Below are 22683 nucleotides of genomic sequence, written 5' to 3' on the forward strand. Positions count from 1 at the left end.
TTTTGTTTCCGGTAATAAGTTGTTCGCGTTTATAATATTTTGTGTTTTTTGATCTGTGTTGTTTTGCATTGTTCTGGAGTAAGTTTTCGCTAAATGCTTTGACGCCAAGTCAGGCATAAACGTGGTAACTAAGGATGATGAATATGAACAGTTTATTTAATGCAAAGGCGTTGATTGCCAACGCAAGACCTTCGTGGCTGGACGGAATAACTCAGGATGATCGCGAGCGCTATTTAATGCAGGAAGCAAGGCTGGTTGCGAGAGAAAGTGAGTTGAAAGAACAGTTGGGGCACTTCAGCTCGCTCAAAGACTTTGCCCATAGTATTGCCAATCAGCTCATTAAACGGGACTTTGACCAGGACCTGGATGCCGATGAAATTGTGTGTAATGCCCGTTATACATTCCAGGTGGGAGGGCGGAAGATCGAGCAGGAAGATACTCGCACCCTGACCGAGCAGTTAATCTACGGCCTTTACGAGGAGGGGCAAAGGGCCAAACTCGTATTCAAGGGTGACGGACTTCCCGCCGAGCTGAATCAGCAATGGTTTGAAAAGATCATGACCTCCGATGCCCGGGCTGTTTACGGTGCCGAGTTTCGTTCTCTGTATCAGCGTCAAGAAGTCATGCAAGCCTTGAAGGAAGTCATGAGCCAGCGCTTGTTGCTGAGTGCGTTGGCTGCTCGTCATCAGGGGCACATCAACGACAAGAACTTCGCACGGATTGTCTCCGCCTTGAACGGCGACCAGCTATTCATCATTGATGGCGTGCGCCTCATCGACAACACGCGTGCGCTTCAGCAGTTGATTCTGGTCGCAAGACGCGATGGTCGGGACGGTTTCCTGCTGTATGCGCCTGGCTCGCCAGGTGGACAGGACTGGTACGAATGCCAGGATTTGCAGCGAGTAGGTATGCTGGTTGGCGGATGGACAAAAGACAGCAAAGGTCGGGACTACCTGACCTGGCAGGCCCACGCTTGGGATCGAGAAGCCATTGCCACCTATCTGAAACAGGTCGAACGTCTGCCGAGTACCTGGAAGGGAGTGAGCCCGGTTGGATGGAATTACAAAAGCGATGCAGTACTGAACGGCTTCATTGAAAACATTCGCACCTGGCGAGTGAACGAGGAAGAGTCCCGGACACCTTACGAATATCGCACGGCTTCTGACGCTCAACGCCAGAACTTTGCCCGCACTCGGTGCGAACTCAAGGCCTTGCAGGTCATTGCCACACGTGAGGGCGGATTCATTCCCTACGGCAAGTTCTGCTTCGATCTGATTAAACAGAGTATCGAACAAGTGCTGGCTGAAAGGGGGGAGCGGGCAACGGTCAATCCTGATCGCATCTTTGTATCCGTCAGTCCGCAATTGGGTATGACGCTGACCGAACTGATCAGCACCGAAACGCATTTTTACGCCGATGAAAAACAAACGCCTTGGAGCTATCCGCGATTTACCCTGGAACATGATCATCCGCCGATCAGCAAACTTGATATCCGGGATATTGCCGGCTGGTCGCGTACGCTGCGCCCGGGCGAAAAGTACATCGAAATGCTGCGTTCGAAGCATTTGAATAGAAGCCATCCCGAGGGTGCGCTTAAACGAATGGTTCACCTGGAAGTCCAGCGCCGCCAAATGAAAGTGGGGGTGATGCAGGAACGTTTTAACGGTCGTTTGACTTCCGAGCAGTATCGGCACCTGATGAATGTGATTGAAGCCCTGGAAAAAATTGACACACGACCGATTCTCATGGGTGAAAATCCGAGAGATCTTCGCTTCAGCGCAATGTTCAAGTTGCATTTGCGAGACAAACTGGTGGTCGGCGTATTCGTTTTCCGATTGGTCATTGGTGATCGGATTGAGGAGTTCCTGTATACGCCTGACGCACCTGACGGCCGACTGATTCGTCCGCATTCGGAATTTGTATCCGACGTCAAGAAACTCAAATTCGGCAACTATTTCTATGACCGGGTTCGTTATAAGGATCAGCGGGTGGTGGGTACGTACATCACCGATCTGGAACAGCTTGGCAACTTCAATGAGGCCCCGGTTCTGCCACGCAACAGTCGCGTCAGAGACTTGGGCAGCAGTTATGACGATCTGATTAATCGCACGATTTACGATGTCGATGAAAAGACCGAAAGCCTTGACGAAGTCATCTTCAAGCTGGTGTTCGGCGCGGTGCAGGCTGCGGCCGCCGTTGTCAGCGTGGTGATTCCGCCGGTGGGCATTGCAATGAGTGTGGTGTTGTTCACCAAAAGTGTGGCGGATGGTGCCGAAGCCTATAACGACGGGGATCGCGCCTCTGCGGCAACGCATTTTCTGGATGCACTGATCGAACTGGCGTCGCTGGGTAAAGCCGGTTACAGCAAGACCCAGCCAACCAAGTTGCAGCAGGACTTTATCGGATTGTTGGGCGATATGTATTCGGTTCAGAAGTTTTACACCCAGGCGACCGGGCACCAGAAATTGCCTTTACAGGCGCTCGAGGTCATTCAAGCTATTCTTGATGATCCACAAGCCCTCGACAGCAAAACTCGTCTGCTGTAACGGCTGAGACAAAAGGGATAAGTACCTTGTATTCATCGATCAGGAAATTGGCGTAATACGTTGAATTCCATTGTGCTGCACAAATCTCATGTCAATGAATCCGGGATCGGCTGATAGCCCATCCGCCAACTAACGGCCCGCGTCGCCGCCAGCAATCGCTGCGCCGCCGGGCCGTTTTCGTCGGCGTGAAACAACGACGCCGGGCCAACAATCGTCATCACCGCCGCAACATGCCCGACAGCATTGAACACCGGCGCCGACAACGCATCGACCCCCGGCATCAGCAAACCATGCACATGATGCAGACCGCGTTCGCGGATCTGTTCGCACAGCGCCGTATAGGCCTGATCATCCGCCAGCGCATGTGAAGCGCTGCCTTGCAGTTCCTGCTCGCGCAACTCCACGGTTTCACGCTTCGGCAGATAGGCACCGAACACAAGCCCTGTTGAAGAACTGAGCAACGGCAACACCGAACCCAATTGCGTCACCACCGTCACCGCGCGCACCGCCGGTTCGATATGCACCACGGTCGCGCCTTGATTGCCCCACACCGCCAGGAAGCAGGTTTCGTTCAACTCATCGCGCAATTCAGCCAGGGGCAGGGCGCCGACTTTCAGCACGTCCATACTGTTGAGTGCGGCGAGACCGACGCGCAAGGCCTCGCGGCCCAGACCGTAGTGGTTGGTAGCAGCATTCTGTTCAGCAAAACCGCTGGCAATCAGCGCCTGCAAATAGCGGTGAACCTTGCTCGCCGGCATCTGCACGTGTTCGGCCAAGCGTGACAACGAGGTGGATGGCGATAACTCGGCCAAGGCCTTGAGGATGTCGGTGCCGACCTCGGCCGAGCGGACTTTCTGTTTATCGTTGCTGCGCGGCGTTTCCATGGAGGCGGTCTGATCCCGGGACGAATGGGCGTCTTTATAGCTTGACGGTCAATACCAATCAAATTACGTTAAGCGTAATCGAATTACGATAAAAATAACCCGGGCGTGCCGAGACCTCTTGAATGGAGCGACGGGCCATGCCTACTCCCTGTTCAGGAGGCTCCATGAACCTCGATTCAACGGCGCCAGCGCTGGCTTATCAGTCCGGCTTCGGCAACGAGTTCAGCAGCGAAGCGTTGCCCGGCGCACTGCCCGTCGGCCAGAATTCCCCGCAAAAAGCCCCGTACGGTCTCTACACCGAATTGTTCTCCGGCACGGCGTTCACCATGTCTCGCAGCGAAGCGCGGCGCACCTGGATGTACCGCATTCAGCCGTCGGCCAATCACCCGGCGTTCGTCAAACTGGATCGGCAACTGGCCGGCGGCCCGTTGGGTGAAGTGACCCCGAATCGCCTGCGCTGGAACCCGTTGGACATCCCGACCGAGCCGACCGATTTCATCGACGGCCTGGTGAGCATGGCCGCCAACTCGGGCGCGGAAAAACCGGCCGGAATCAGCATCTACAGTTACCGCGCCAACCGCTCCATGGAGCGCGTGTTTTTCAACGCCGACGGCGAACTGTTGCTGGTGCCGGAACTGGGGCGTTTGCGCATCGCAACGGAATTGGGCGTGCTGGAACTGGAGCCGCTGGAAATCGCTGTGCTGCCGCGCGGTCTGAAATTTCGCGTTGAACTGCTCGACCCGCAAGCTCGCGGCTACATTGCCGAGAACCACGGCGCGCCGCTGCGTCTGCCCGACCTCGGGCCGATCGGCAGCAATGGTCTGGCCAACGCGCGGGACTTCCTGTCGCCGGTCGCGCATTACGAAAACCTCAAACAACCGACCACGCTGGTGCAGAAATTCCTCGGCCAGTTGTGGGGCTGCGAGCTCGATCATTCGCCGCTGAACGTGGTTGCCTGGCACGGCAATAACGTGCCGTACAAATATGACCTGCGTCGTTTCAACACCATCGGCACGGTCAGCTTCGATCACCCGGATCCGTCGATCTTCACCGTCCTGACGTCGCCAACCAGCGTCCACGGTCTGGCCAATCTCGACTTCGTGATCTTCCCACCGCGCTGGATGGTCGCCGAGAAAACCTTCCGTCCACCGTGGTTCCACCGCAACCTGATGAACGAATTCATGGGCCTGATCAAGGGCGAGTACGATGCCAAGGCCGAAGGCTTCGTGCCCGGCGGTGCGTCCTTGCACAGTTGCATGAGCGCCCACGGCCCGGATGGCGAAACCTGCACCAAGGCGATCAACGCCGAACTCGCGCCAGCGAAAATCGACAACACCATGGCCTTCATGTTCGAGACCAGCCAGGTGCTGCGTCCGAGCCGTTTCGCCCTGGATTGCCCGCAACTGCAAAACAACTACGATGCCTGCTGGGCCACGCTGCCCGCCACTTTCGACCCGACCCGGAGATAACCCATGACTCAGACTTCCATCACTCGTAGCTGGGTTGCCTCCGCCAACGGCCATGCTGATTTCCCATTGCAAAACCTGCCGCTGGGCGTGTTCAGCGTGAAGGGGTCGGCACCGCGCAGTGGCGTGGCCATTGGCGAACATATCTTTGATCTGGAAGCTGCACTGGACGCCGGCCTGTTCGATGGCGTCGCAAAAACTGCAGTCGAAGCCACCCGTGGCGGTCAGCTGAACGCGTTCTTCGAACTGGGTCGTGACGCTCGCGTTGCCCTGCGCGAACGCCTGCTGGAACTGTTCAAAGAAGGCAGCACCCTGCACGGCAAGATCGAAGCCCAAGGCGCAAAACTGCTGCCGCTGGCGGCGAATTGCGAGATGCACCTGCCAGCGAAAATCAACGACTACACCGACTTCTACGTCGGCATCGAGCACGCGCAGAACGTCGGCAAACTGTTCCGTCCGGACAACCCGTTGCTGCCGAACTACAAGTACGTACCGATCGGCTACCACGGCCGCGCCTCGACCATTCGCCCGTCGGGCACCGATGTTCGCCGTCCGAAAGGCCAGACACTGCCAGCCGGCCAAACCGAGCCGACGTTTGGCCCATGCGCACGTCTGGACTATGAGCTGGAGCTGGGCATTTGGATCGGTCAAGGCAACGAGATGGGCGACTCGATCGCCATCGGTGACGCTGCCGATCACATCGCCGGTTTCTGCCTGCTCAACGACTGGTCGGCGCGAGATATCCAGGCCTGGGAATACCAGCCGCTGGGGCCGTTCCTGTCGAAGAGTTTCATCACCAGCATCTCGCCGTGGGTGGTGACTGCCGAAGCGCTGGAGCCGTTCCGTCGTGCTCAGCCGGCACGTCCGGAAGGCGATCCACAGCCGCTGCCGTACCTGTTCGACAAGCGCGATCAAGCGGCGGGTGCCTTCGACATCGAACTGGAAGTGTTGCTGCTCACCGAAGGCCTGCGCGAGCAAAAACTGCCGGCCCACCGCCTGACTCTGAGCAATACCAAACACATGTACTGGACCGTGGCGCAAATGGTCGCGCACCACAGCGTCAACGGCTGCCAGTTGCAGGCCGGTGACCTGTTCGGTTCGGGCACGTTGTCGGGGCCTGAGAACGGTCAGTTCGGCAGCCTGCTGGAAATCACCGAGGGCGGTAAAAAGCCGATCGAACTCGCGTCCGGCGAGGTGCGCAAGTTCCTTGAGGACGGCGACGAAATCATCCTGCGCGCCCGTTGCAGCCGCGAGGGTTTTGCCTCCATCGGTTTCGGCGAATGCCGCGGCAAAGTGCTGTCGGCGCGCTAAGAGGATCGGGTCATGGAACTCTATACCTACTACCGTTCGACTTCGTCCTATCGGGTGCGCATTGCGTTGGCGCTTAAGGGGCTGGACTACCAGGCGCTGCCGATCAACCTGATCGCGCCGCCAGGTGGCGAACATCGACAGCCGCCGTATCTCGGCATCAACCCGCAAGGCCGGGTGCCGGCCTTGCGCACCGACGAAGGCGAACTGCTGATCCAGTCGCCGGCGATCATCGAATACCTGGAGGAACGTTATCCACAGGTGCCGCTGCTCTCCAAAGACTTCGCGGCTCGCGCCCATGAGCGTGGCGTGGCGGCAGTGATTGGTTGCGATGTGCATCCGCTGCACAACGTCAGCGTACTCAACAAGCTGCGGCAGTTGGGCCACGATGAACCGCAAGTGGTGGAGTGGATCGGGCACTGGATCAGCCAAGGGTTGGCGACGGTGGAACAGTTGATCGGCGATGAGGGTTATTGCTTTGGTCCGACGCCTGGGCTGGCGGATGTTTACCTGATTCCGCAGCTGTACGCGGCCGAGCGCTTCAGCCTTTCACTTGAGGTGTATCCGCGGATTCGCCGAGTGGCGGCGTTGGCGGCGCAGCATCCCGCCTTCATCAAGGCGCATCCGGCGGGCCAGCCAGATACCCCTTAAAAACATCAGATCAAAAGATCGCAGCCTCGTTTCACTCGACAGCTCCTACAGGAAATCGCGACCCCCTGTAGGAGCTGTCGAGTGAAACGAGGCTGCGATCCTTTGCTTTTAATGGACGATAGAGTTTGGCGGCAGGTGCCCTAATCGTTCAGTCAGGCGAATCCGCTGGATCGGGTCGTCACTGAGCAGCAGTGCATGCTCGAGGTCGAAGCGCTCGGCATTCGGGCAATCCAGCCGTTGATAGAGGCTGGCCCGGGCGAGGTAGTCGGAGGCGCTGGCGTTGCCCAGTTCCAGCACTCGTTCGGCGTCGATCAGAGCGCCGATGTAGTCATCGTTAGAAAGGTGTAACTGACGCAGGTTGCGCGACAGCCGCTGTAGCATTTGCACCGGCTCGGCGGTGAGCAAATGCTCGGCGCCAAGCTTCATGTTCGGGCCGTACTGGCGTTGCAGCAGTTCCCGGCAATCGTTGGGGTACAACCGACGTCCGCCGCATGGGTCGAGCAGGTGATCGGCGCCCGGTACCCGCAGCAGGAAATGCCCGGGGAAGTTGACTCCAACCATGGGAATTTCCAGCCCTTTGGCCAGTTCCAGGGCAATCAATCCCAGACTCAGCGGCTGCCCGCGTCTGCGTTCCAGCACTTTATTGACCAGCGCGACTTGCGGACGCAATGGCGTGGAGTCGTCCTGAGCGAATCCCAGGTCATTCATACGCCGTAACAACGGCTGGGCCAACTCGCTCACCGGCAACATCGGCAAGCCATAACTGACCCGTTGTTGCAGGTCCTTGAAATCTTGCAGCACCGCCTCCGGATTTACCTCAGTGTCGTGTTCGGCGGCAATCCACAGCGCCGCCTCGAACAGCGCGGGCGGTGAACGTTGCAGACAGTCGAAAAAACGTTGGCGGGGGGTCATCAAAATCTCCGGCTAATGCCTCGTTTTAGCCCCGTCTCCGCCATTCGTCCAGTGCCGGACATAGGCGGTTGCAGGTTATGTCCGAAAGTCTGCATGGTGGCGTCGCTTATTCCGGTGCGCTTCTGCAATTTTCGGGCGCAAGCCTATACTGGCGACTACAAGAAGTGATTCGGGAGCCCGACGATGTTCGCTCTCATGCAAAGCACTCGCCTTGAATCCCTGCATCTGAGCGTCGACTCGGTCACCGGGTTGAAGGCGGTCATTGCCATTCATAACAGCCGTCTGGGGCCTGCCCTGGGCGGGTGTCGTTACCTTGCCTATCCGAGCGACGAGTCCGCCGTCGAGGATGCGGTGCGCCTCGCCCAAGGCATGAGTTACAAGGCGGCGCTGGCCGGCCTGGCTCAGGGCGGCGGCGTGGCGGTGATTGTTCGCCCGGTCCATGTGGAAAACCGCGCCGCGCTATTCGAAGCCTTCGGGCGTTGCATCAATCAGCTCGACGGCCGCTACATCACCGCCATCGACAGTGGCACCTCCGTGGCGGACATGGATTGCATCGCCCAACAAACCCAACACGTCACCAGCACCACCTCGGCGGGCGACCCTGCACCGCACGCGGCGATGGGCGTGTTCACCGGTATTCGTGCGACCGCCATGGCCCGGCTGGGCAGCGATAACCTCGAAGGCCTGCGAGTGGCGATTCAAGGGCTCGGCAACGTTGGCTATGCCCTCGCCGAACAACTGCACGCCGCCGGTGCCGAGCTGCTGGTCAGTGACATCGATCACGGCAAGGTCCAACTGGCGATGGAGCAACTTGGCGCTCACCCGATCGCCAACGACGCGCTGCTCAGCACCCCTTGTGACATTCTCGCGCCCTGCGGCCTCGGTGGCGTGCTCAATAGCCACAGCGTGACGCAACTGCGTTGCGCGGCGGTGGCCGGCTCGGCGAACAACCAATTGACCCATCTGGAAGTCGCCGATCAACTGGAGCGGCGGGGCATTCTGTATGCGCCGGACTATGTGATCAATTCCGGCGGGCTGATCTACGTTTCGCTCAAGCACCGCGGCGAAGCGCTCACGACCATCACCGCACACCTGTCGAAAATCAGCTCCCGGCTGACCGAAGTCTTCGCCCATGCCCAAGCGGAAAAACGCTCGCCGGCCCGAGTGGCTGACGAGTTGGCGGAGAAAGTGCTGTATCGATGAGGTTGAACCGATGAAGGAGTGAGGGCCTATCCGGCAGACTTGCTCCCAAGGCCTGGTGCCACAAGCGTCAGGCTTGACTGACGCACGCTGACGCGGCGTGCCAGGAGCCCCTGTGATGCCTCACAAGGTTGAGCTGCCTTACACCCGATTTTTATCCCCTGACGGCCAATTGCTCGGCGAACTTCCTGCCTGGGCCGACGATTTCAATTTGCTGACGCGCCTTTATCGGCAGATGGTCCTGACCCGCCTTTTCGATCAGAAAGCCGTCGCCCTGCAACGCACAGGGCGCATCGGCACTTATGCGCCGACGTTGGGCCAGGAAGCCATTGGCGTCGCCGTTGGCAGCGTGATGCACGCCGAAGACGTGCTGATTCCGTATTACCGTGACACCGCCGTGCAGTTGGTGCGTGGGGTGCGAATGGAAGAAATCCTCCTGTACTGGGGTGGCGACGAGCGCGGCAGCGACTTTGCCGAACCGGCGGCGGCCCAGGACTTTCCGATCTGTGTGCCGATTGCCACCCAGGCCTTGCATGCCTGCGGCGTCGCCAGCGCGTTCAAAATCCGCGGTGAGCATCGGGTCGCCGTCACCACTTGCGGCGACGGCGCCACCAGCAAGGGCGATTTCCTCGAAGCCCTCAACGTCGCCGGTGCCTGGCAGTTGCCGGTGGTGTTCGTGGTCAATAACAACCAATGGGCGATTTCGGTGCCACGACGGATTCAGTGCGGCGCTCCGACCCTGGCACAGAAAGCGATCGGCGCAGGGTTCCACGGAGAGCAGGTCGACGGCAATGACATGCTCGCGGTTTACGACCGAGTACAAGTGGCCCTCGAAAGGGCGCGTCACGGTAAAGGCCCGGTGTTGCTGGAATGCCTGAGCTATCGCCTCGGCGACCACACCACCGCCGACGATGCCACGCGCTACCGGCCGGCAGACGAGGTCAAGCAAGCCTGGCTCGAAGAGCCGGTCAAACGCCTGCAACGTTTCATGGTCGGGCAGGGCGTGTGGGACGAAGGTCGCGAACAGGCGCTGATCAGCGAGTGTCAGGGGCTGGTGCAGCGCGCTGTGGATAACTTCGAGGCGGCGGGTATTCAGGCGCCCGAATCGGTCATGGATCACGTCTACGCCCATTGGCCGGCGTCCCTCGCCGGGCAGCGCGAAGAGTTGCTCGAAAGGGCGGCGCGCCGCGCGGGAGATTCGAGCCATGAGTAACGGCAAAGTCACGTTGCTGGAAGCGGTGAATCTCGCGCTGCATCGGGCGATGAGCGAAGACGAGAACGTCATCGTCCTCGGTGAGGATGTCGGAGTGAACGGCGGCGTGTTTCGCGCCACCCAAGGGCTGCGCGACAGCTTTGGCTTCAAGCGAGTCATCGACTCGCCGCTGGCCGAAACCATGCTTGGCGGACTGGTGGTCGGCATGGCCGCTCAGGGCCTGAAACCGGTGGTGGAAATCCAGTTCATGGGTTTCATCTACGCGGCCATGGAGCACCTGGTGTCCCACGCCAGTCGAATGCGTAATCGCACACGCGGGCGGATCACGTGCCCGATGGTGATGCGCACGCCGATGGGCGCCGGGATTCGCGCGCCGGAACATCACAGCGAAAGCACTGAAGCATTGTTCGCGCACATTCCAGGGCTGCGGGTGGTGATCCCGTCATCGCCCGCCCGGGCCTATGGCTTGTTGCTGGCGGCCATCGATGACCCGGACCCGGTGGTGTTTCTCGAACCGACCCGGCTCTATCGCATGAACCCGCAAACGCTGGTGGATGACGGTAAACGCCTGCCGCTGGACAGCTGTTTCACCCTGCGCGAAGGCAGCGACATCACGTTGATCAGCTGGGGCGCCAGCGTGATGGAAACCCTGCAAGCCGCCACCGCATTGGCCGAGCGGGGCGTCTCGGCGGAAGTGATCGATGTCGCGAGTATCAAGCCGCTGGACCTCGACACGATGGAAGCCTCGGTGCGCAAGACCGGTCGTTGTGTGATCGTTCATGAAGCGCCGCGTTCCTGTGGCGTCGGTGCGGAAATCGCCGCGAGCCTCTACGAACGGGTGTTGCTGGAATTGCAGGCACCGATTCAGCGAGTCACTGCGCCGGACATTCCGCCGCCGCTGTATCGACTGGAATCGCTGTACATGCCCAACGTCGAGGACATTCTTCACGCCTGTGACACGGTATTGAATTTCGCCTGAACCCAAGGAGGCTGCGATGAAATATTTCAAACTGCCGGATCTGGGCGAAGGTTTGCAGGAGGCGGAAATCGTCCGCTGGCACGTCGCGGTCGGCGATGCCGTCAAGGCCGATCAACTGCTGGTGTCGGTGGAAACCGCCAAAGCCTTGGTGGATATTCCCGCGCCATACGACGGCGTTGTGGCAAAACTCTACGGCGGCGAGGGTGACATCATTCACGTCGGTGAACCCCTGCTCGGTTACGAAGGCGAAGCCGATGCGGGCACCGTAGTGGGGCGACTCGAAGGTGGCGGCAGCAGTCAGGAGGACTCGTTTTTCATCGGGGCGGCCCCCTCGACCCGAGAGCACCTGGCGACTCGCGCCACGCCGGCCGTGCGGCAACTGGCCCGGCAACTCGGCGTGGAGTTGAGCGGGGTGACGGGCTCTGGCCACGGGGGGCTGATCACCCGTACGGATGTGGAAAACGCGGCTCACACTGAACGCGAGCGTTTCGGCGGTGAGAAGCTGCGCGGTGTGCGGCGCAGCATGGCGCTGAACATGGCCCGATCCCATGCCGAAGTCGTGCCAGTGACGATTTTCGGTGACGCCGACCTGCATCGCTGGGGGCAGGCCCGCGAACCGCTGATTCGTCTCGCCAAAGCGATGGCGGCTGCTTGCGCCGTGGAGCCGGTGCTCAATAGTGCCTTCGATGGCAAAAGCCTGTCGCTCAATCAACACGAACGGCTCGATCTGGGCATCGCCGTGGACACCCCGGACGGCTTGTTCGTGCCAGTGCTGCGCGATGTCGGTCATCGCACTTCGGCTGATTTGAAGGAAGGCGTCATGCGATTAAGGGCCGATGTGCAGGCGCGATCGATTCCGCCCAAGGAAATGATGGGCGCGACCCTGACGTTGTCGAATTTCGGCACCTTGTTCGGTCGCTACGCCAACCCGGTGGTGGTGCCGCCGCAAGTGGCGATCCTCGCCGCTGGCGCGATTCGTGATGAACCGGTGGCGGTTGAAGGCGCGGTGGTGGTGCATCCGGTCCTGCCGCTGTCCCTGACTTTCGATCATCGCGTGGTGACGGGAGGCGAGGCGGCACGTTTCTTCAAGGCGCTGGTCGAGGCGCTGGAACAACCCGAAGCTTAGGTTTTTCTCAGGCATGAAAAAGGCCCTGAGTCTTTTGACTCAGGGCCTATTCAATTCGGGCGTTGCTTACTTGGCAGCCTTGGGGGCTTTAGCTGGCTTGGTCGGCTCAGCGACTTCAACAGGTGCAGGCGCCTCAACGGGGGCAGCCTTTTCAACGACTTCAGCAGGCGCATTGAGCAATTCGGACAACGCGTCCGGCTGACTCTTGAACGCCTTGGCGAACACATCGCGGTTCTTCGCCATGTAGATCCCGGCTTCTTCCACTTGCTGCTCGGTCAGGGACGGAACGGCTTTTTGCAACACTTCAGCCAGCAATTCGGCCAGTTCGAGCATTTTGTCATGACGGTCAGCTTCGGCTTTATCCATGAACAAGCGCTCCAGATCTCGGCTGCTGCGGTATACCACTTCGACGGCCATTCACCACCTCACATGCCTTCACATTAAGTTGTCTTATTCGACTACTGTATTTATATACAGCGAAAAGGATAAGCGAATCCCTGCGCTTTGGGTAGTGGCTTTTTAATGTAGACCGAAATCAGGGTTTGTCAGCCCGATCAGCACCCACCGGGTGCGACCAAACGCCACGGAGCGCGTTTTAGAGCACCTCGCCATCATGTGGCAGGCGCCTCTGGCCTTTTTTCTGCATGCAGAACAACCGTCACGTCAAACCCGCATCATCCGCTCGAACCGAGCTAAGGAAGAATCATCGTGAAAATCAATTGGGCCGAGAACCTGCGGCAGAACGTGCACCAACTGGCCGAGTCTCTGGGCAACCTGTTCGTCGAGACCTTCCACTACCTGGCGCTGTTCGCCATTGGTGCCGTCACCGCGTGGGCGGCGGTGATGGAATTTCTGGGGATGATCGAAGCAGGGCACATCAAGATCGATGACATCTTGCTGCTGTTCATCTACCTGGAACTGGGGGCGATGGTCGGGATTTACTTCAAGACCAACCATATGCCGGTGCGTTTCCTGATCTACGTGGCGATCACAGCGTTGACGCGGCTGCTGATCTCCAACGTCTCGCACCACAATCCGCCGGATATCGGCATCATCTACCTGTGCGGCGGGATTCTGCTGCTGGCGTTTGCGATTCTGGTGGTGCGTTACGCTTCGTCGCAATTCCCTTCGGTGAAGATCGAACACCCGCAACGCAAGATTGGTGCGGGTTCCGGTGAGCATCCCGAAGTGGAGAAGGGCGAGATTTAAAGCCGCATGGCTGGCCGGCTGTGGCCCTTGACGCGGGGCGGCGGCAGGTTGCAATTGTCGCCGTCGGTCATGGCTTCGAGGATGGCCACGGCGCTGTGGCCCTGTTCGATGGCGATGCCGAATTGAATGCTTTGCACCAGGCGTTTGATGCGCTGGGGGTCATTGCGTTGTTCGGCGCTGATCATCCGTTTGGCGACCACGTGACCGCTGTTGGACAGGGTCAGCATGATGCTGCCATCCAGACCCTGAATGCTCAGGTTGATCTGATAATCCGGTGCAAAAGCATCGGTAATGAGCTGAAAAGGGTTGTCCATGATGCGCTACCGCCTGATTGAACGTGCAGTTGTTGACCCGCCATGATCGGGTTGGTTCGCAATACCGGACCATCGGCCATTCCATAGCCATATCGCCATCATCTGTTTTGGTAGGAGCTGCCGAAGGCTGCGATCTTTTGATTTTTGACGTAAGTGAAGGCGCTGAAGATCAAAAGATCGCAGCCTTCGGCAGCTCCTACGTAGAACTTAGCAAGGGGCATGCCGGAAAAATTGTCGAACAATAGACACGGCAAAAAAGAGGCGGGCTCTGTGGCCCGCCTTCTTTTTACCTGCCCGTTTCAGGGCATGAATGAGTAGATGATCGCAGACAGTGCAATCAAACCGATCAACACCACGAACACGTTCGAGGCCTGACCCGAATACTGGCGCAAGGCCGGCACGCGACGGATGGCGTACATCGGCATCAGGAACAGCAGGCACGCGATGATTGGCCCGCCGAGGGTTTCGATCATGCCGAGGATGCTCGGGTTGAACGTCGCCACGGCCCAGCAGCTGAGGATCATGAACAGCGCGGTCACGCGGTTCAGCCAACTGGCAGACATCACCCGGCCACGGCCGCGCAGGCTTTTCACGATCAGCCCCTGAAAGCCTTCGCTGGCGCCGATGTAATGGCCGAGGAAGGACTTGGTGATCGCCACCAGCGCAATCAGCGGCGCAGCGTAAGCGATGACCGGCGTCTGGAAGTGATTGGCCAGGTACGACAGGATCGAGATGTTCTGCGCCTTGGCAGCCGCCAAATCAGCCGGGGACAGGGCCAGCACGCAGCTGAAGCAGAAGAACATCACCGTCACCACCATCATCGCGTGGGCGATGGCGAGGATGCCGCTGCTTTTGCGTTCGGCCTGTTCGCCGTAACGCTGTTTCTGATCGACGGAGAAGGCGGAGATGATCGGCGAATGGTTGAACGAAAACACCATCACCGGGATCGCCAGCCACAACGTCTTGAAGAACAGTGGCATCGGCATGCCTTCACTGGCGGTGGCGAAGAATGCACCGTTCCAGTTCGGGATCAGGCTCAAACCGAGCAGCAGCAACGCCGCAACGAACGGATAAACCAGCACGCTCATGCATTTGACGATGACGCCCTGACCGCAACGGACGATCGCCATCAGACCGAGGATCAGCACCAGCGACAGAATTGCCCGCGGTGGCGGGGCGATGTGCAACTGATGCTCCATGAAGCTGCTCAAGGTGTTGGTCAGCGCCACGCTGTACACCAGCAGAATCGGGAAGATCGCAAAGAAATACAGCAGCGTGATCAGCTTGCCGGCACCGATGCCGAAGTGTTCTTCCACCACTTCGGTGATGTCCCCGGAGCGCCCGGACAACACGAAGCGGGTCAGGCCGCGGTGGGCGAAGAAGGTCATCGGGAAGGCTAGCACTGCCAGAATCAGCAGCGGCCAGAAACCGCCTACGCCGGCGTTGATCGGCAGGAACAGCGTGCCGGCGCCGATGGCCGTGCCATAAAGGCCAAGCATCCAGGTGGTGTCGTGTTTACTCCAGCCTTTGTGGGTTATTTCGCTATTGCGTGTCAGGTCTACAGCAGGATTATCGGCAGCAGGTGTACGTACATCGGTCATCGTTTGGCCTCGTTATTGTTCTTGCTCGGGCTCACGTGCGGACGGTCAAGGAATGCTCCTCAGCACTCCACCCAGCTAACAGCCAGGCCGCCCCGTGAAGTCTCTTTGTATTTGTCATGCATGTCGGCGCCGGTATCGCGCATGGTGCGGATCACCCGGTCCAGGGAAATGAAGTGTTTGCCGTCGCCGCGCAGGGCCATTTGCGTAGCGTTGATCGCCTTCACGGCGGCAATGGCGTTGCGCTCGATGCACGGCACTTGCACCAGGCCGCCGACCGGGTCGCAGGTCAGACCGAGGTTGTGTTCCAGGCCGATTTCGGCGGCGTTTTCCAGTTGCTCGGGTGTGGCGCCGAGCACGTCCGCCAGACCGGCGGCGGCCATGGCGCAGGCGGAGCCGACTTCGCCCTGGCAGCCAACTTCGGCGCCGGAGATAGAGGCGTTTTTCTTGCAGAGGATTCCTACGGCCGCAGCGCCCAAAAAGAACGCCACCACGTCATCGTCCGACGCGTCCGGGTTGAATTTCATGTAGTAATGCAGCACCGCCGGAATGATCCCCGCCGCGCCGTTGGTCGGCGCCGTGACCATGCGCCCGCCCGCTGCGTTTTCTTCGTTCACGGCGAGGGCAAATAGGTTGACCCACTCCATGGCCGACAGCGTGGAGGTGATGACATTCGGCTTGCCGATTTCCAGCAGGCTGCGGTGCAATTTCGCCGCGCGACGGGGAACATTCAGACCGCCGGGCAGGATGCCTTCATGGCGCAGCCCTTGCTCGACGCATTCGCGCATCACCGACCAGATTTGCAGTAGGCCCTGACGGATTTCGGCTTCGCTGCGCCAGGCCAATTCATTGGCCATCATCAATTCGGAAACGCGCAGACCGTGCAGGTTGCAGAGCTTGAGCAGTTCGGCGGCGCTGGAAAAATCGTACGGCAGCACCACATCGCTGGCTGGCGCGATGCCGGACTCGGCTTCGGCCGCTTCGATGATAAAACCGCCACCGATCGAGTAGTACGTTTGCTCCCACAACTCACCGGTTTCGCCGAAGGCTGTCAGGGACATCGCATTGGGGTGGTAGGGCAGGCTCTCGTCGAGCAGCAGGAGGTCGCGTTGCCAGTTGAAGGCGATGGTGGTTTTGCCTGCCAGAGACAGTTCGCCGGTTTCGCGCAGGGTCTGGATTCGGCTGTCGATGGACGTGGGATCGATGCTGTCCGGCCACTCGCCCATCAGGCCCATGACGCAGGCGCGGTCGGTGGCGTGACCGACGCCGGTCGCCGACAGCGAGCCATAAAGTCGGATTTCTACTCGCCGTACGTCGGCCAGCAATTGTTGGTCAATCAGGGCTTGGGCGAAGGTCGCGGCGGCGCGCATCGGGCCGACGGTGTGGGAACTGGACGGACCGATACCGACTTTGAAGAGATCGAAAACACTGATAGCCATGCTAAAGCCTATACAAGCAATGGAAGAGAAATCGCTGCCATTTTTGTAGGACAAGCGCAATGTCGGCGATACTGCCTACCTCGGTCCTACGTGACCAACGAAACTTCCTAAGAAAGCCTTTAGCAGGACTAAACAATGAGTCGCCAATTGCACGCCCAGACTTACGTCTGGCTGCACGTGTTTTCCTGTGCCGCGCGGCACTTGTCGTTCACCCGATGCGCCGAAGAACTGCACATCACGCCGGGTGCGGTCAGTCAGCAAATTCGACAGCTGGAAGAGCGACTGGGCTTTCGCCTGTTTCATCGTCGCGCTCGCGGCGTGGAATTGAGCGCTGAAGGCCAGCGACTGGCCATCACGGTCAACGAGGCTTACGGCAGCATCGATGCGGAATTGCGACGACTGGACGCCGGAATGATCAGCGGCATTCTGCGGGTGCGCTCGATTCCATCGTTCCTGAGCAAATGGCTGACCCCCCGTCTGCCGCGGTTGCAGCAGCGATTCCCGGACATTCAATTGCGCCTGGTGGCCGAGGACAGCAGCGTGCCATTACACGAAGGCGACTTCGATTTGGCCATCGACCTGAATGACGGCAGCTATCCCGGTTTGTTATCGACAACCTTGCTCGACGAGCAGATTTTCCCCGTCTGTGCCCCAAGCCTGCTGCGCGGCCGGCCGCCGCTGCATGGCCCGGCGGACCTGATGCATTTCCCGTTGCTGCACGACATTACCGCCTGGCGCGGCAGTTACGAGTACGCGGAATGGGAGTTCTACCTCAACGCCATCGGCTTCGAAGGCGCGGACGTGCGGCGCGGGCACACTTTCAATCGCAATCACCTGACCATAGAAGCGGCGATTGCCGGGATGGGCGTGGCGATTGCGCGACGAACCTTGCTGAACGATGAGTTGGAGCGGGGGACGTTGATCGTGCCGTTTGGCCTGGCGGTGCCCAATCACAAGCGTTACGTGCTGCTCTATGCGCCTGGGGCCCTGAGCCATCCGGGCGTGCGTGCGGTGCATGACTGGCTGGTGGAGGAGGCGGGGATATTTCGAAGCCTGCATCCGCTGACGGAGCGGCAGATGTGAGCAATTGTGACAAAAGAGTCAGGCGACCCAACTCCCGACCTTAACAGCGCTTTTGCTCCTTGTCCGGCTTTTTTTGCGTATGAAAAATTATCTTTTTTTAGGGGTTGAATTGTTCTGCGAGCAGACCGATTGTGTAAGTAAGAGGTCACGGTGATGACGCCCAAGGGCCAGCCGATGTGCCTCTCGCGAGCTAGCTGAAATAAGGGATGAACTATGCAAATCCAAGTCAACAGCGATAACCATATTCAAAGCAGCATCCGACTGGAGGAGTGGGTACGTACTACCATTGAGAGCACGCTCGAACGTTATGAAGAGGACCTGACACGCGTCGAGGTTCATCTGCGGGACGAGAACGGCGACAAGCCCGGTCCCCATGACATGCGCTGTCAGCTGGAAGCGCGGCCAAAAGGCCACCAACCGATTTCTGTCACCCACAAAGCCGCAAACCTGGAACTGGCGATCGACGGTGCGGCCGAAAAACTTGAACATGCGCTGGAACACCTGTTCGGCAAACTGCGGGGCAAACCACGTGCCGCTGTCGTGCCGTTCGAGAGAGTCGCAGCCGATGCGCTGCTGGAAGACGAATTTCTTGAGAACGAACAGGCTGCGCAAAACGGTTGAAGCCTGATTAATTTTTTACCTTTCCACTACTGAAAACGGGCCTGCTTATGCAGGCCCGTTCTTGTTTGTGCGCGTGGGAACGATCATTTGGGCTGCCGTAACAGCGATCCCATCGGATCTGTTTTGCGTATGAGAATATTTATCATTAGTATTGCGACCTTGTTGGCTCCGTGACATTCACGAGGCCTCACCCGTTTCAAGGTCGAAACATGAAAGGCAAAATCACCGCGCTCCCCGTTTCCTACCGCCTGGCCGTCACTTCCCGAGTGCTGGCCGCCGTATTGGGGGGGTACCTCGTCGCGGCATTGGCCAGTGTCAGCCTGACAATGTGGCTACCCATGGCTCGCGGCGAAGCGGTGGTCACCGGGATGATGACCTCGTTTCTGGTGTATCTGGTCGCCGTACTCTGGTGCTTTGCCTGTCGCAGTGCTTGGCAAGCCTGGTTCGGATTGATCGTGCCGAGCGTGGTTTTGGCGGCGGTGTCGGGGCTGGCGTACTGGATGGGCCACTCATGAAAGAGGGCTTTCGACAGGCCATGGCCTGGCTGCACACCTGGGCCGGGTTGATCTTCGGCTGGCTGCTGTTCGCGATTTTCCTGACCGGCACGCTCGCCTATTTCAAGGATGAGATCAGCCACTGGATGCAGCCGGAAATTCCCGCCCGTTCGGTGTCCTCCGAAGCCAGTCTGACCCTGGCCCAGCACTACCTTGAGCAGCACGCCGCTGGCGCCTCGCGATGGCTCATCGATTTACCGGATGCTCGCGAACCCGGGCTGTCGGTGAGGTGGCAGCAAGCACCGGCCAAGCCCGGCACGCGCGGTCAATTCACCGAAAAACGCCTCGATCCGCAAACCGGTGCAGAAGTGCAGGGCCGGGACACACGCGGTGGCGAGTTCTTTTACCGCTTCCACTTTCAGTTGCAAATGCCCTATCCGTGGGGTCGCTGGCTGTCGACCATCGCAGCGATGGTGATGTTCGTCGCGTTGATCAGCGGGATCATCACCCACAAGAAAATCTTCAAGGACTTCTTCACCTTCCGCCCGCGCAAGGGCCAGCGCTCCTGGCTCGACGGGCATAACGCGGTGGGCGTTCTGGTGTTGCCATTTCATTTGATGATCACCTACAGCAGCCTGGTGATTTTCATGTCAATGGTGATGCCGGCGAGCATCCTTGCCTCGTACAAAGGTGATGTCGAGGCGTTTTACGATGAGGTGTTTCCGGCGTCCAATACGCCTGAAATGGCAGGCAAACCGGGTCAGTTGGCACCGTTGGCACCGCTGCTGGAACGGGCCAGCGAGCTGTGGTCGGGCGGGCGAACCGGGTGGCTGACGGTGAACAATCCGGGCGATGCGAATGCCTCGGTCATTCTTGCGCGTGACGGCGCCGACCGAGTGGTCCACGACTTTGGCAGCGCGTTGACATTCAACGGCGTGACCGGGCAGCTACTCAGCGCAACTCCGAAGCAAGCACTGCCCATGGCGATTGCCGGCAGTTTCTACGGCTTGCACATGGGCCATTTCGCCGGTCCGGTGTTGCGCTGGCTGTACTTCATTTGCGGTTTGGCGGGCACCGCGATGATCGGTACCGGGCTGGTGATCTGGCTCGGTAAGCGTCAGCTCAAACATGCGAAGAGCGGTGTGATGCCGTTTGAGTTGCGACTGGTGGAAGTCCTGAACATCGCCAGCATGTCGGGATTGATGGTCGCGGTGGCGGCGTTCTTCTGGGCCAATCGATTGTTGCCGGTCGGAATGGCCGGGCGGGCGGATTGGGAAGTGAACGGCTTCTTCATCGTCTGGGGCTTGAGCGTGTTGCACGCCATGGTCCGCCGTGGTCGCGCCGCGTGGGTTGAACAGTTGGCGCTGGCGGCGTTGCTGTTCTGTGCGGTGCCGCTGCTGAACCCGCTGACCACGCCTTATCACTTGGGCGTCACCCTGGTGCAGGGTGATTGGGCCATGGCCGGTTTCGATCTGACGTGCCTGGGCAGTGGTCTGTTTTTCGCGTGGGCTGCGTGGATAATGCAGCGCGCGGGGCAGGCTGGAATCGTCACCCGACCGCGGGCGAAATCGATAATGCTTGAGCAAGAGGCGCACTGAATGTTCTTGGCCTTGTTGCTGTGCTACGGCGGTTTCACCGCGCTGTGTTTATCGATGGATCGGCATCACGCCGAACTGTTGGGGCGCAAGCCCTCGGCTCGTCGCCGCCAGGGGATGAAACTCAGTGGCTGGCTGTTGCTGGCGTTATCGCTGTGGGCTGCGGTGTCCTCGACGGGGTGGGGGCTTGGATTGGTGGAGTGGTTTGCGGTGTTGATGCTCAGCGCTCTGATGCTGGTGCTGTTGATGCCGTATCGCCCGCGCCTGGCCCTGGTGTTGGCCGGGTTGAGCGTGCTCGCCAGTCCCGTCGCCGTGTTTGCAAAGGGCTGACCTGATGATCACCAGCCCCCCGGAATCCCATGACGACGAACATCGCGGTGCGCGTGCGCATTTCCTGCAGGTGTTCCTTTCCCAGCGTTCGCAAATGGAAGCGCTGGTGAGTCGTCGTGTCGGGTGTCGGGCGACGGCTGCGGATCTGGTGCAGGACTTGTTCCTGCGTTTCTGGCGGAGGCCGCTGGTGCAGGTTGAAGAGCTCAGCACTTACCTGTTGCGCTGCGCCGGCAACATTGCCATCGACCATTTGCGCAGCGAAGGCACGCGGGTGCGGGTCAACGAGGGCTGGATGCCGGATCAACCCGACAGCCACGGCAGCGAACCGCAAGCGGCGTTGGAGGCGGGCAACGACTTGCGTCACGTCGAAGCGGCGTTGCGTGCGCTGCCTGAGCGCACGCGGCAGATTTTTTTGCTCAACCGTATTCACGGGCGCAAATACGCCGAGATCGCGAAGGCCATGGGTTTGTCCCAAAGCGCCGTGGAAAAACATATGATGCGCGCCCTCGAGGCTTGCAAGGCCAGCCTTCGGGAACCCGAACCGCGCACGCCAGGGAAAGCACTGTGAACAACACCGAACGCGTCACCCCGACGCCTGCTCAGGAACAGGCGGCCTTCGCCTGGCTGAGTCTGTTGCATGATCAGCCCAGCAGCGGCGATCAGGCCATCTTCAGCCATTGGTTACAGGCCGACCCCGCCCATGCCGAGGCTTACGCCCAGGCGCAAGTGGTGTGGGAGTTGACCGAAACGCCGGGCCGAACGTTGGCCGATGAAGACGCGTTTGCCTTGCAGGGTTACCTCAACGCCATGAATCGCTCGCGCCGTACCAGCGTTCGGCGTTGGTCCGGTGCGTTGGCGATGGCCGCGTGTCTGGTGCTAACGATCGGCTTCGGCGCTGGCTGGCAACCGTCGCGCTGGGTCGATGATCTGGGCGCGGACTATGTGTCGGCGCCGGGGGAGATTCGCACCGTCACGCTGGCGGATCAGTCGCAAGTCACGCTTGATGCTGACAGCGCGATTGCGGTGGATTTCAGTCGTGGCGAGCGGCACGTTCAGCTGCGGCGCGGCGCCGGATTTTTCAGCGTGACCCACACCGGCGATCCGTTTGTGGTGGACGCTGAAAAAGGCCAGGCGCGGGTGCTGGGGACTCAGTTCGAAGTGCGACTGCAACCGCACGGCGCTCAGGTCACGGTGTTGTCCGGACGGGTTGGTGTGACGGCGGACAAGCACGCCGCGCAACAAATCCTCATCGCTGGCCAGCAAGTGGCGTATGGCGAGGGTTCGGCGGAAAAACTCCACGCAGTCGACAGCGAAGCGCAGTTGGCGTGGCGTCAGGGATGGCTCAATTACTACAAGGCGACACTCGCCGACGTGGTGCAAGACCTTGGGCGTTATTACCCGGGACGGATTGTGCTGCTCAACGATGAACTCGCGGCGCGGCGGGTCAGTGGCAGCTTTCCGAGCAAGGATCCGCAAGCGGTGTTGAGTTCGTTGCAAGGGGTGTTGGGGTTTGAGCAACACAAGGTTTTGGGGCATCTGATTATTTTGCGTTGAAGCAAAGTCAAAAGATCGCAGCCTGCGGCAGCTCCTACATGAGTACGCGATCCTCTGTAGGAGCTGCCGCAGGCTGCGATCTTTTGATTTTTTCAAATATTTTCAACTTTCTGGTGAGGTAAACCCCGACGCCATCCGTGTAGTGACTGAAACTGCGAGTC

General features: G+C 59.6%; 22 protein-coding genes and 1 pseudogene. 17 read left to right on the forward strand and 6 right to left on the reverse strand.

The features are described from left to right. Positions 1-143 precede the first annotated feature (143 nt). Positions 144-2546, forward strand: coding sequence for a dermonecrotic toxin domain-containing protein (locus tag ACA059_RS04835; protein ID WP_497632924.1), 2403 nt, complete (start codon positions 144-146; stop codon positions 2544-2546). 86 nt (positions 2547-2632) lie between these two features. Here the strand turns inward: ACA059_RS04835 and ACA059_RS04840 are convergent, their stop codons facing one another. Continuing rightward, a complete protein-coding gene (locus tag ACA059_RS04840; protein WP_497632925.1) occupies positions 2633-3430 on the reverse strand; it encodes an IclR family transcriptional regulator in 798 nt (265 codons plus the stop codon). A 164-nt stretch (positions 3431-3594) separates the two neighbouring features. Here ACA059_RS04840 and hmgA point away from each other — a divergent pair, with 164 nt between their 5' ends. From hmgA to maiA, 3 genes are read left to right on the forward strand one after another with little or no spacing between them, the layout of a single operon-like run. Further along, on the forward strand, positions 3595-4899 hold the full coding sequence (gene hmgA / locus ACA059_RS04845; protein ID WP_497632926.1) for a homogentisate 1,2-dioxygenase: 1305 nt from the start codon (positions 3595-3597) through the stop codon (positions 4897-4899). Between the two features lie 3 nt (positions 4900-4902). After that, entirely contained in the window at positions 4903-6207 is a 1305-nt protein-coding gene (gene fahA / locus ACA059_RS04850; RefSeq protein ID WP_497632927.1) for a fumarylacetoacetase, read from the forward strand. A 12-nt stretch (positions 6208-6219) separates the two neighbouring features. Beyond that, entirely contained in the window at positions 6220-6855 is a 636-nt protein-coding gene (maiA, locus tag ACA059_RS04855) for a maleylacetoacetate isomerase (RefSeq protein WP_497632928.1), read from the forward strand. Positions 6856-6963: 108 nt separating this feature from the next. Here maiA and ACA059_RS04860 read toward each other — a convergent pair whose 3' ends face one another. Beyond that, positions 6964-7767, reverse strand: a complete 804-nt coding sequence (locus ACA059_RS04860) for a SirB1 family protein (protein WP_497632929.1) — start codon at positions 7765-7767, stop codon at positions 6964-6966. A gap of 183 nt (positions 7768-7950) precedes the next feature. On the opposite strand from ACA059_RS04860, the gene ACA059_RS04865 reads away from it, so the two are divergent. The 4 genes from ACA059_RS04865 (at position 7951) to ACA059_RS04880 (ending at position 12285) form a co-directional block, all read left to right on the forward strand. After that, positions 7951-8970: a Glu/Leu/Phe/Val dehydrogenase family protein gene (locus ACA059_RS04865; protein WP_497632930.1), complete on the forward strand. Its 1020-nt coding sequence runs from the start codon at positions 7951-7953 to the stop codon at positions 8968-8970. A 115-nt stretch (positions 8971-9085) separates the two neighbouring features. After that, a complete protein-coding gene (gene pdhA, locus ACA059_RS04870; RefSeq protein WP_497632931.1) occupies positions 9086-10180 on the forward strand; it encodes a pyruvate dehydrogenase (acetyl-transferring) E1 component subunit alpha in 1095 nt (364 codons plus the stop codon). Next, a complete protein-coding gene (locus ACA059_RS04875) occupies positions 10173-11159 on the forward strand; it encodes an alpha-ketoacid dehydrogenase subunit beta (protein WP_123365325.1) in 987 nt (328 codons plus the stop codon). Before pdhA ends, ACA059_RS04875 begins: the two co-directional genes overlap by 8 nt. Before the next feature lie 16 nt (positions 11160-11175). Then, a complete protein-coding gene (locus ACA059_RS04880; RefSeq protein WP_497632932.1) occupies positions 11176-12285 on the forward strand; it encodes a dihydrolipoamide acetyltransferase family protein in 1110 nt (369 codons plus the stop codon). Positions 12286-12447: 162 nt separating this feature from the next. Here ACA059_RS04880 and ACA059_RS04885 read toward each other — a convergent pair. Next, a pseudogene (locus ACA059_RS04885) lies at positions 12448-12702 on the reverse strand (YebG family protein); the annotation flags it as partial. 291 nt (positions 12703-12993) lie between these two features. On the opposite strand from ACA059_RS04885, the gene ACA059_RS04890 reads away from it, so the two are divergent. Next, positions 12994-13494 carry a phosphate-starvation-inducible protein PsiE gene (locus ACA059_RS04890; RefSeq protein ID WP_497632933.1) on the forward strand — a complete coding sequence of 167 codons (501 nt, stop codon included), beginning with the start codon at positions 12994-12996 and terminating at the stop codon, positions 13492-13494. Here ACA059_RS04890 and ACA059_RS04895 read toward each other — a convergent pair. Further along, positions 13491-13808 (reverse strand): DUF3509 domain-containing protein, encoded by a 318-nt coding sequence (locus tag ACA059_RS04895; RefSeq protein ID WP_497632934.1) that lies wholly within the window; start codon positions 13806-13808, stop codon positions 13491-13493. The two genes, ACA059_RS04890 and ACA059_RS04895, sit on opposite strands and share 4 nt — an antisense overlap. Before the next feature lie 23 nt (positions 13809-13831). Between ACA059_RS04895 and ACA059_RS04900 the strand changes: the two genes are divergently transcribed. Continuing rightward, complete coding sequence (locus ACA059_RS04900; protein WP_497632935.1) at positions 13832-14053, forward strand: hypothetical protein; 222 nt, start codon at positions 13832-13834, stop codon at positions 14051-14053. A 54-nt stretch (positions 14054-14107) separates the two neighbouring features. On the opposite strand, the gene ACA059_RS04905 is transcribed toward ACA059_RS04900, so the two are convergent. Together ACA059_RS04905 and ACA059_RS04910 are read right to left on the reverse strand one after the other, a co-directional pair. Next, the gene (locus ACA059_RS04905) at positions 14108-15409 is read right to left on the reverse strand and encodes a serine/threonine transporter (RefSeq protein WP_192410188.1); all 1302 of its coding nucleotides are present in this window, start codon (positions 15407-15409) and stop codon (positions 14108-14110) included. A 59-nt stretch (positions 15410-15468) separates the two neighbouring features. After that, entirely contained in the window at positions 15469-16845 is a 1377-nt protein-coding gene (locus ACA059_RS04910; RefSeq protein WP_497632936.1) for an L-serine ammonia-lyase, read from the reverse strand. Positions 16846-16980: 135 nt separating this feature from the next. Between ACA059_RS04910 and ACA059_RS04915 the strand changes: the two genes are divergently transcribed. From ACA059_RS04915 to ACA059_RS04945, 7 genes are all read left to right on the forward strand, one after another. Next, positions 16981-17928 carry a LysR substrate-binding domain-containing protein gene (locus tag ACA059_RS04915; protein WP_497632937.1) on the forward strand — a complete coding sequence of 316 codons (948 nt, stop codon included), beginning with the start codon at positions 16981-16983 and terminating at the stop codon, positions 17926-17928. A 213-nt stretch (positions 17929-18141) separates the two neighbouring features. Beyond that, a complete protein-coding gene (locus ACA059_RS04920) occupies positions 18142-18549 on the forward strand; it encodes an HPF/RaiA family ribosome-associated protein (protein WP_008150614.1) in 408 nt (135 codons plus the stop codon). Positions 18550-18758: 209 nt separating this feature from the next. Continuing rightward, positions 18759-19064 (forward strand): DUF3649 domain-containing protein, encoded by a 306-nt coding sequence (locus ACA059_RS04925; protein WP_095129394.1) that lies wholly within the window; start codon positions 18759-18761, stop codon positions 19062-19064. Beyond that, positions 19061-20641, forward strand: a complete 1581-nt coding sequence (locus ACA059_RS04930; protein WP_497632938.1) for a PepSY-associated TM helix domain-containing protein — start codon at positions 19061-19063, stop codon at positions 20639-20641. The genes ACA059_RS04925 and ACA059_RS04930 overlap by 4 nt, the downstream gene beginning before the upstream one ends. Further along, the gene (locus tag ACA059_RS04935) at positions 20642-20968 is read left to right on the forward strand and encodes a DUF3325 domain-containing protein (RefSeq protein ID WP_497632939.1); all 327 of its coding nucleotides are present in this window, start codon (positions 20642-20644) and stop codon (positions 20966-20968) included. A 4-nt stretch (positions 20969-20972) separates the two neighbouring features. Next, a complete protein-coding gene (locus ACA059_RS04940) occupies positions 20973-21536 on the forward strand; it encodes an RNA polymerase sigma factor (RefSeq protein WP_008150603.1) in 564 nt (187 codons plus the stop codon). Then, complete coding sequence (locus ACA059_RS04945; RefSeq protein WP_497632940.1) at positions 21533-22522, forward strand: FecR family protein; 990 nt, start codon at positions 21533-21535, stop codon at positions 22520-22522. The genes ACA059_RS04940 and ACA059_RS04945 overlap by 4 nt, the downstream gene beginning before the upstream one ends. Positions 22523-22683: the final 161 nt, after the last annotated feature.

Source organism: Pseudomonas sp. LBUM1647, from assembly GCF_059716175.1.

Coding starts and splice junctions, on each gene's coding strand:
- hmgA (WP_497632926.1), top strand. CDS start 3,595: ATGAACCTCGATTCAACGGCGCCAGCGCTGGCTTATCAGTCCGGCTTC.
- ACA059_RS04920 (WP_008150614.1), top strand. CDS start 18,142: ATGCAAATCCAAGTCAACAGCGATAACCATATTCAAAGCAGCATCCGA.
- maiA (WP_497632928.1), top strand. CDS start 6,220: ATGGAACTCTATACCTACTACCGTTCGACTTCGTCCTATCGGGTGCGC.
- ACA059_RS04905 (WP_192410188.1), bottom strand. CDS start 15,409: ATGACCGATGTACGTACACCTGCTGCCGATAATCCTGCTGTAGACCTG.
- fahA (WP_497632927.1), top strand. CDS start 4,903: ATGACTCAGACTTCCATCACTCGTAGCTGGGTTGCCTCCGCCAACGGC.
- ACA059_RS04910 (WP_497632936.1), bottom strand. CDS start 16,845: ATGGCTATCAGTGTTTTCGATCTCTTCAAAGTCGGTATCGGTCCGTCC.
- pdhA (WP_497632931.1), top strand. CDS start 9,086: ATGCCTCACAAGGTTGAGCTGCCTTACACCCGATTTTTATCCCCTGAC.
- ACA059_RS04875 (WP_123365325.1), top strand. CDS start 10,173: ATGAGTAACGGCAAAGTCACGTTGCTGGAAGCGGTGAATCTCGCGCTG.
- ACA059_RS04880 (WP_497632932.1), top strand. CDS start 11,176: ATGAAATATTTCAAACTGCCGGATCTGGGCGAAGGTTTGCAGGAGGCG.
- ACA059_RS04940 (WP_008150603.1), top strand. CDS start 20,973: ATGATCACCAGCCCCCCGGAATCCCATGACGACGAACATCGCGGTGCG.
- ACA059_RS04865 (WP_497632930.1), top strand. CDS start 7,951: ATGTTCGCTCTCATGCAAAGCACTCGCCTTGAATCCCTGCATCTGAGC.
- ACA059_RS04930 (WP_497632938.1), top strand. CDS start 19,061: ATGAAAGAGGGCTTTCGACAGGCCATGGCCTGGCTGCACACCTGGGCC.
- ACA059_RS04915 (WP_497632937.1), top strand. CDS start 16,981: ATGAGTCGCCAATTGCACGCCCAGACTTACGTCTGGCTGCACGTGTTT.
- ACA059_RS04895 (WP_497632934.1), bottom strand. CDS start 13,808: ATGGACAACCCTTTTCAGCTCATTACCGATGCTTTTGCACCGGATTAT.
- ACA059_RS04840 (WP_497632925.1), bottom strand. CDS start 3,430: ATGGAAACGCCGCGCAGCAACGATAAACAGAAAGTCCGCTCGGCCGAG.
- ACA059_RS04925 (WP_095129394.1), top strand. CDS start 18,759: ATGAAAGGCAAAATCACCGCGCTCCCCGTTTCCTACCGCCTGGCCGTC.
- ACA059_RS04860 (WP_497632929.1), bottom strand. CDS start 7,767: ATGACCCCCCGCCAACGTTTTTTCGACTGTCTGCAACGTTCACCGCCC.
- ACA059_RS04835 (WP_497632924.1), top strand. CDS start 144: ATGAACAGTTTATTTAATGCAAAGGCGTTGATTGCCAACGCAAGACCT.
- ACA059_RS04935 (WP_497632939.1), top strand. CDS start 20,642: ATGTTCTTGGCCTTGTTGCTGTGCTACGGCGGTTTCACCGCGCTGTGT.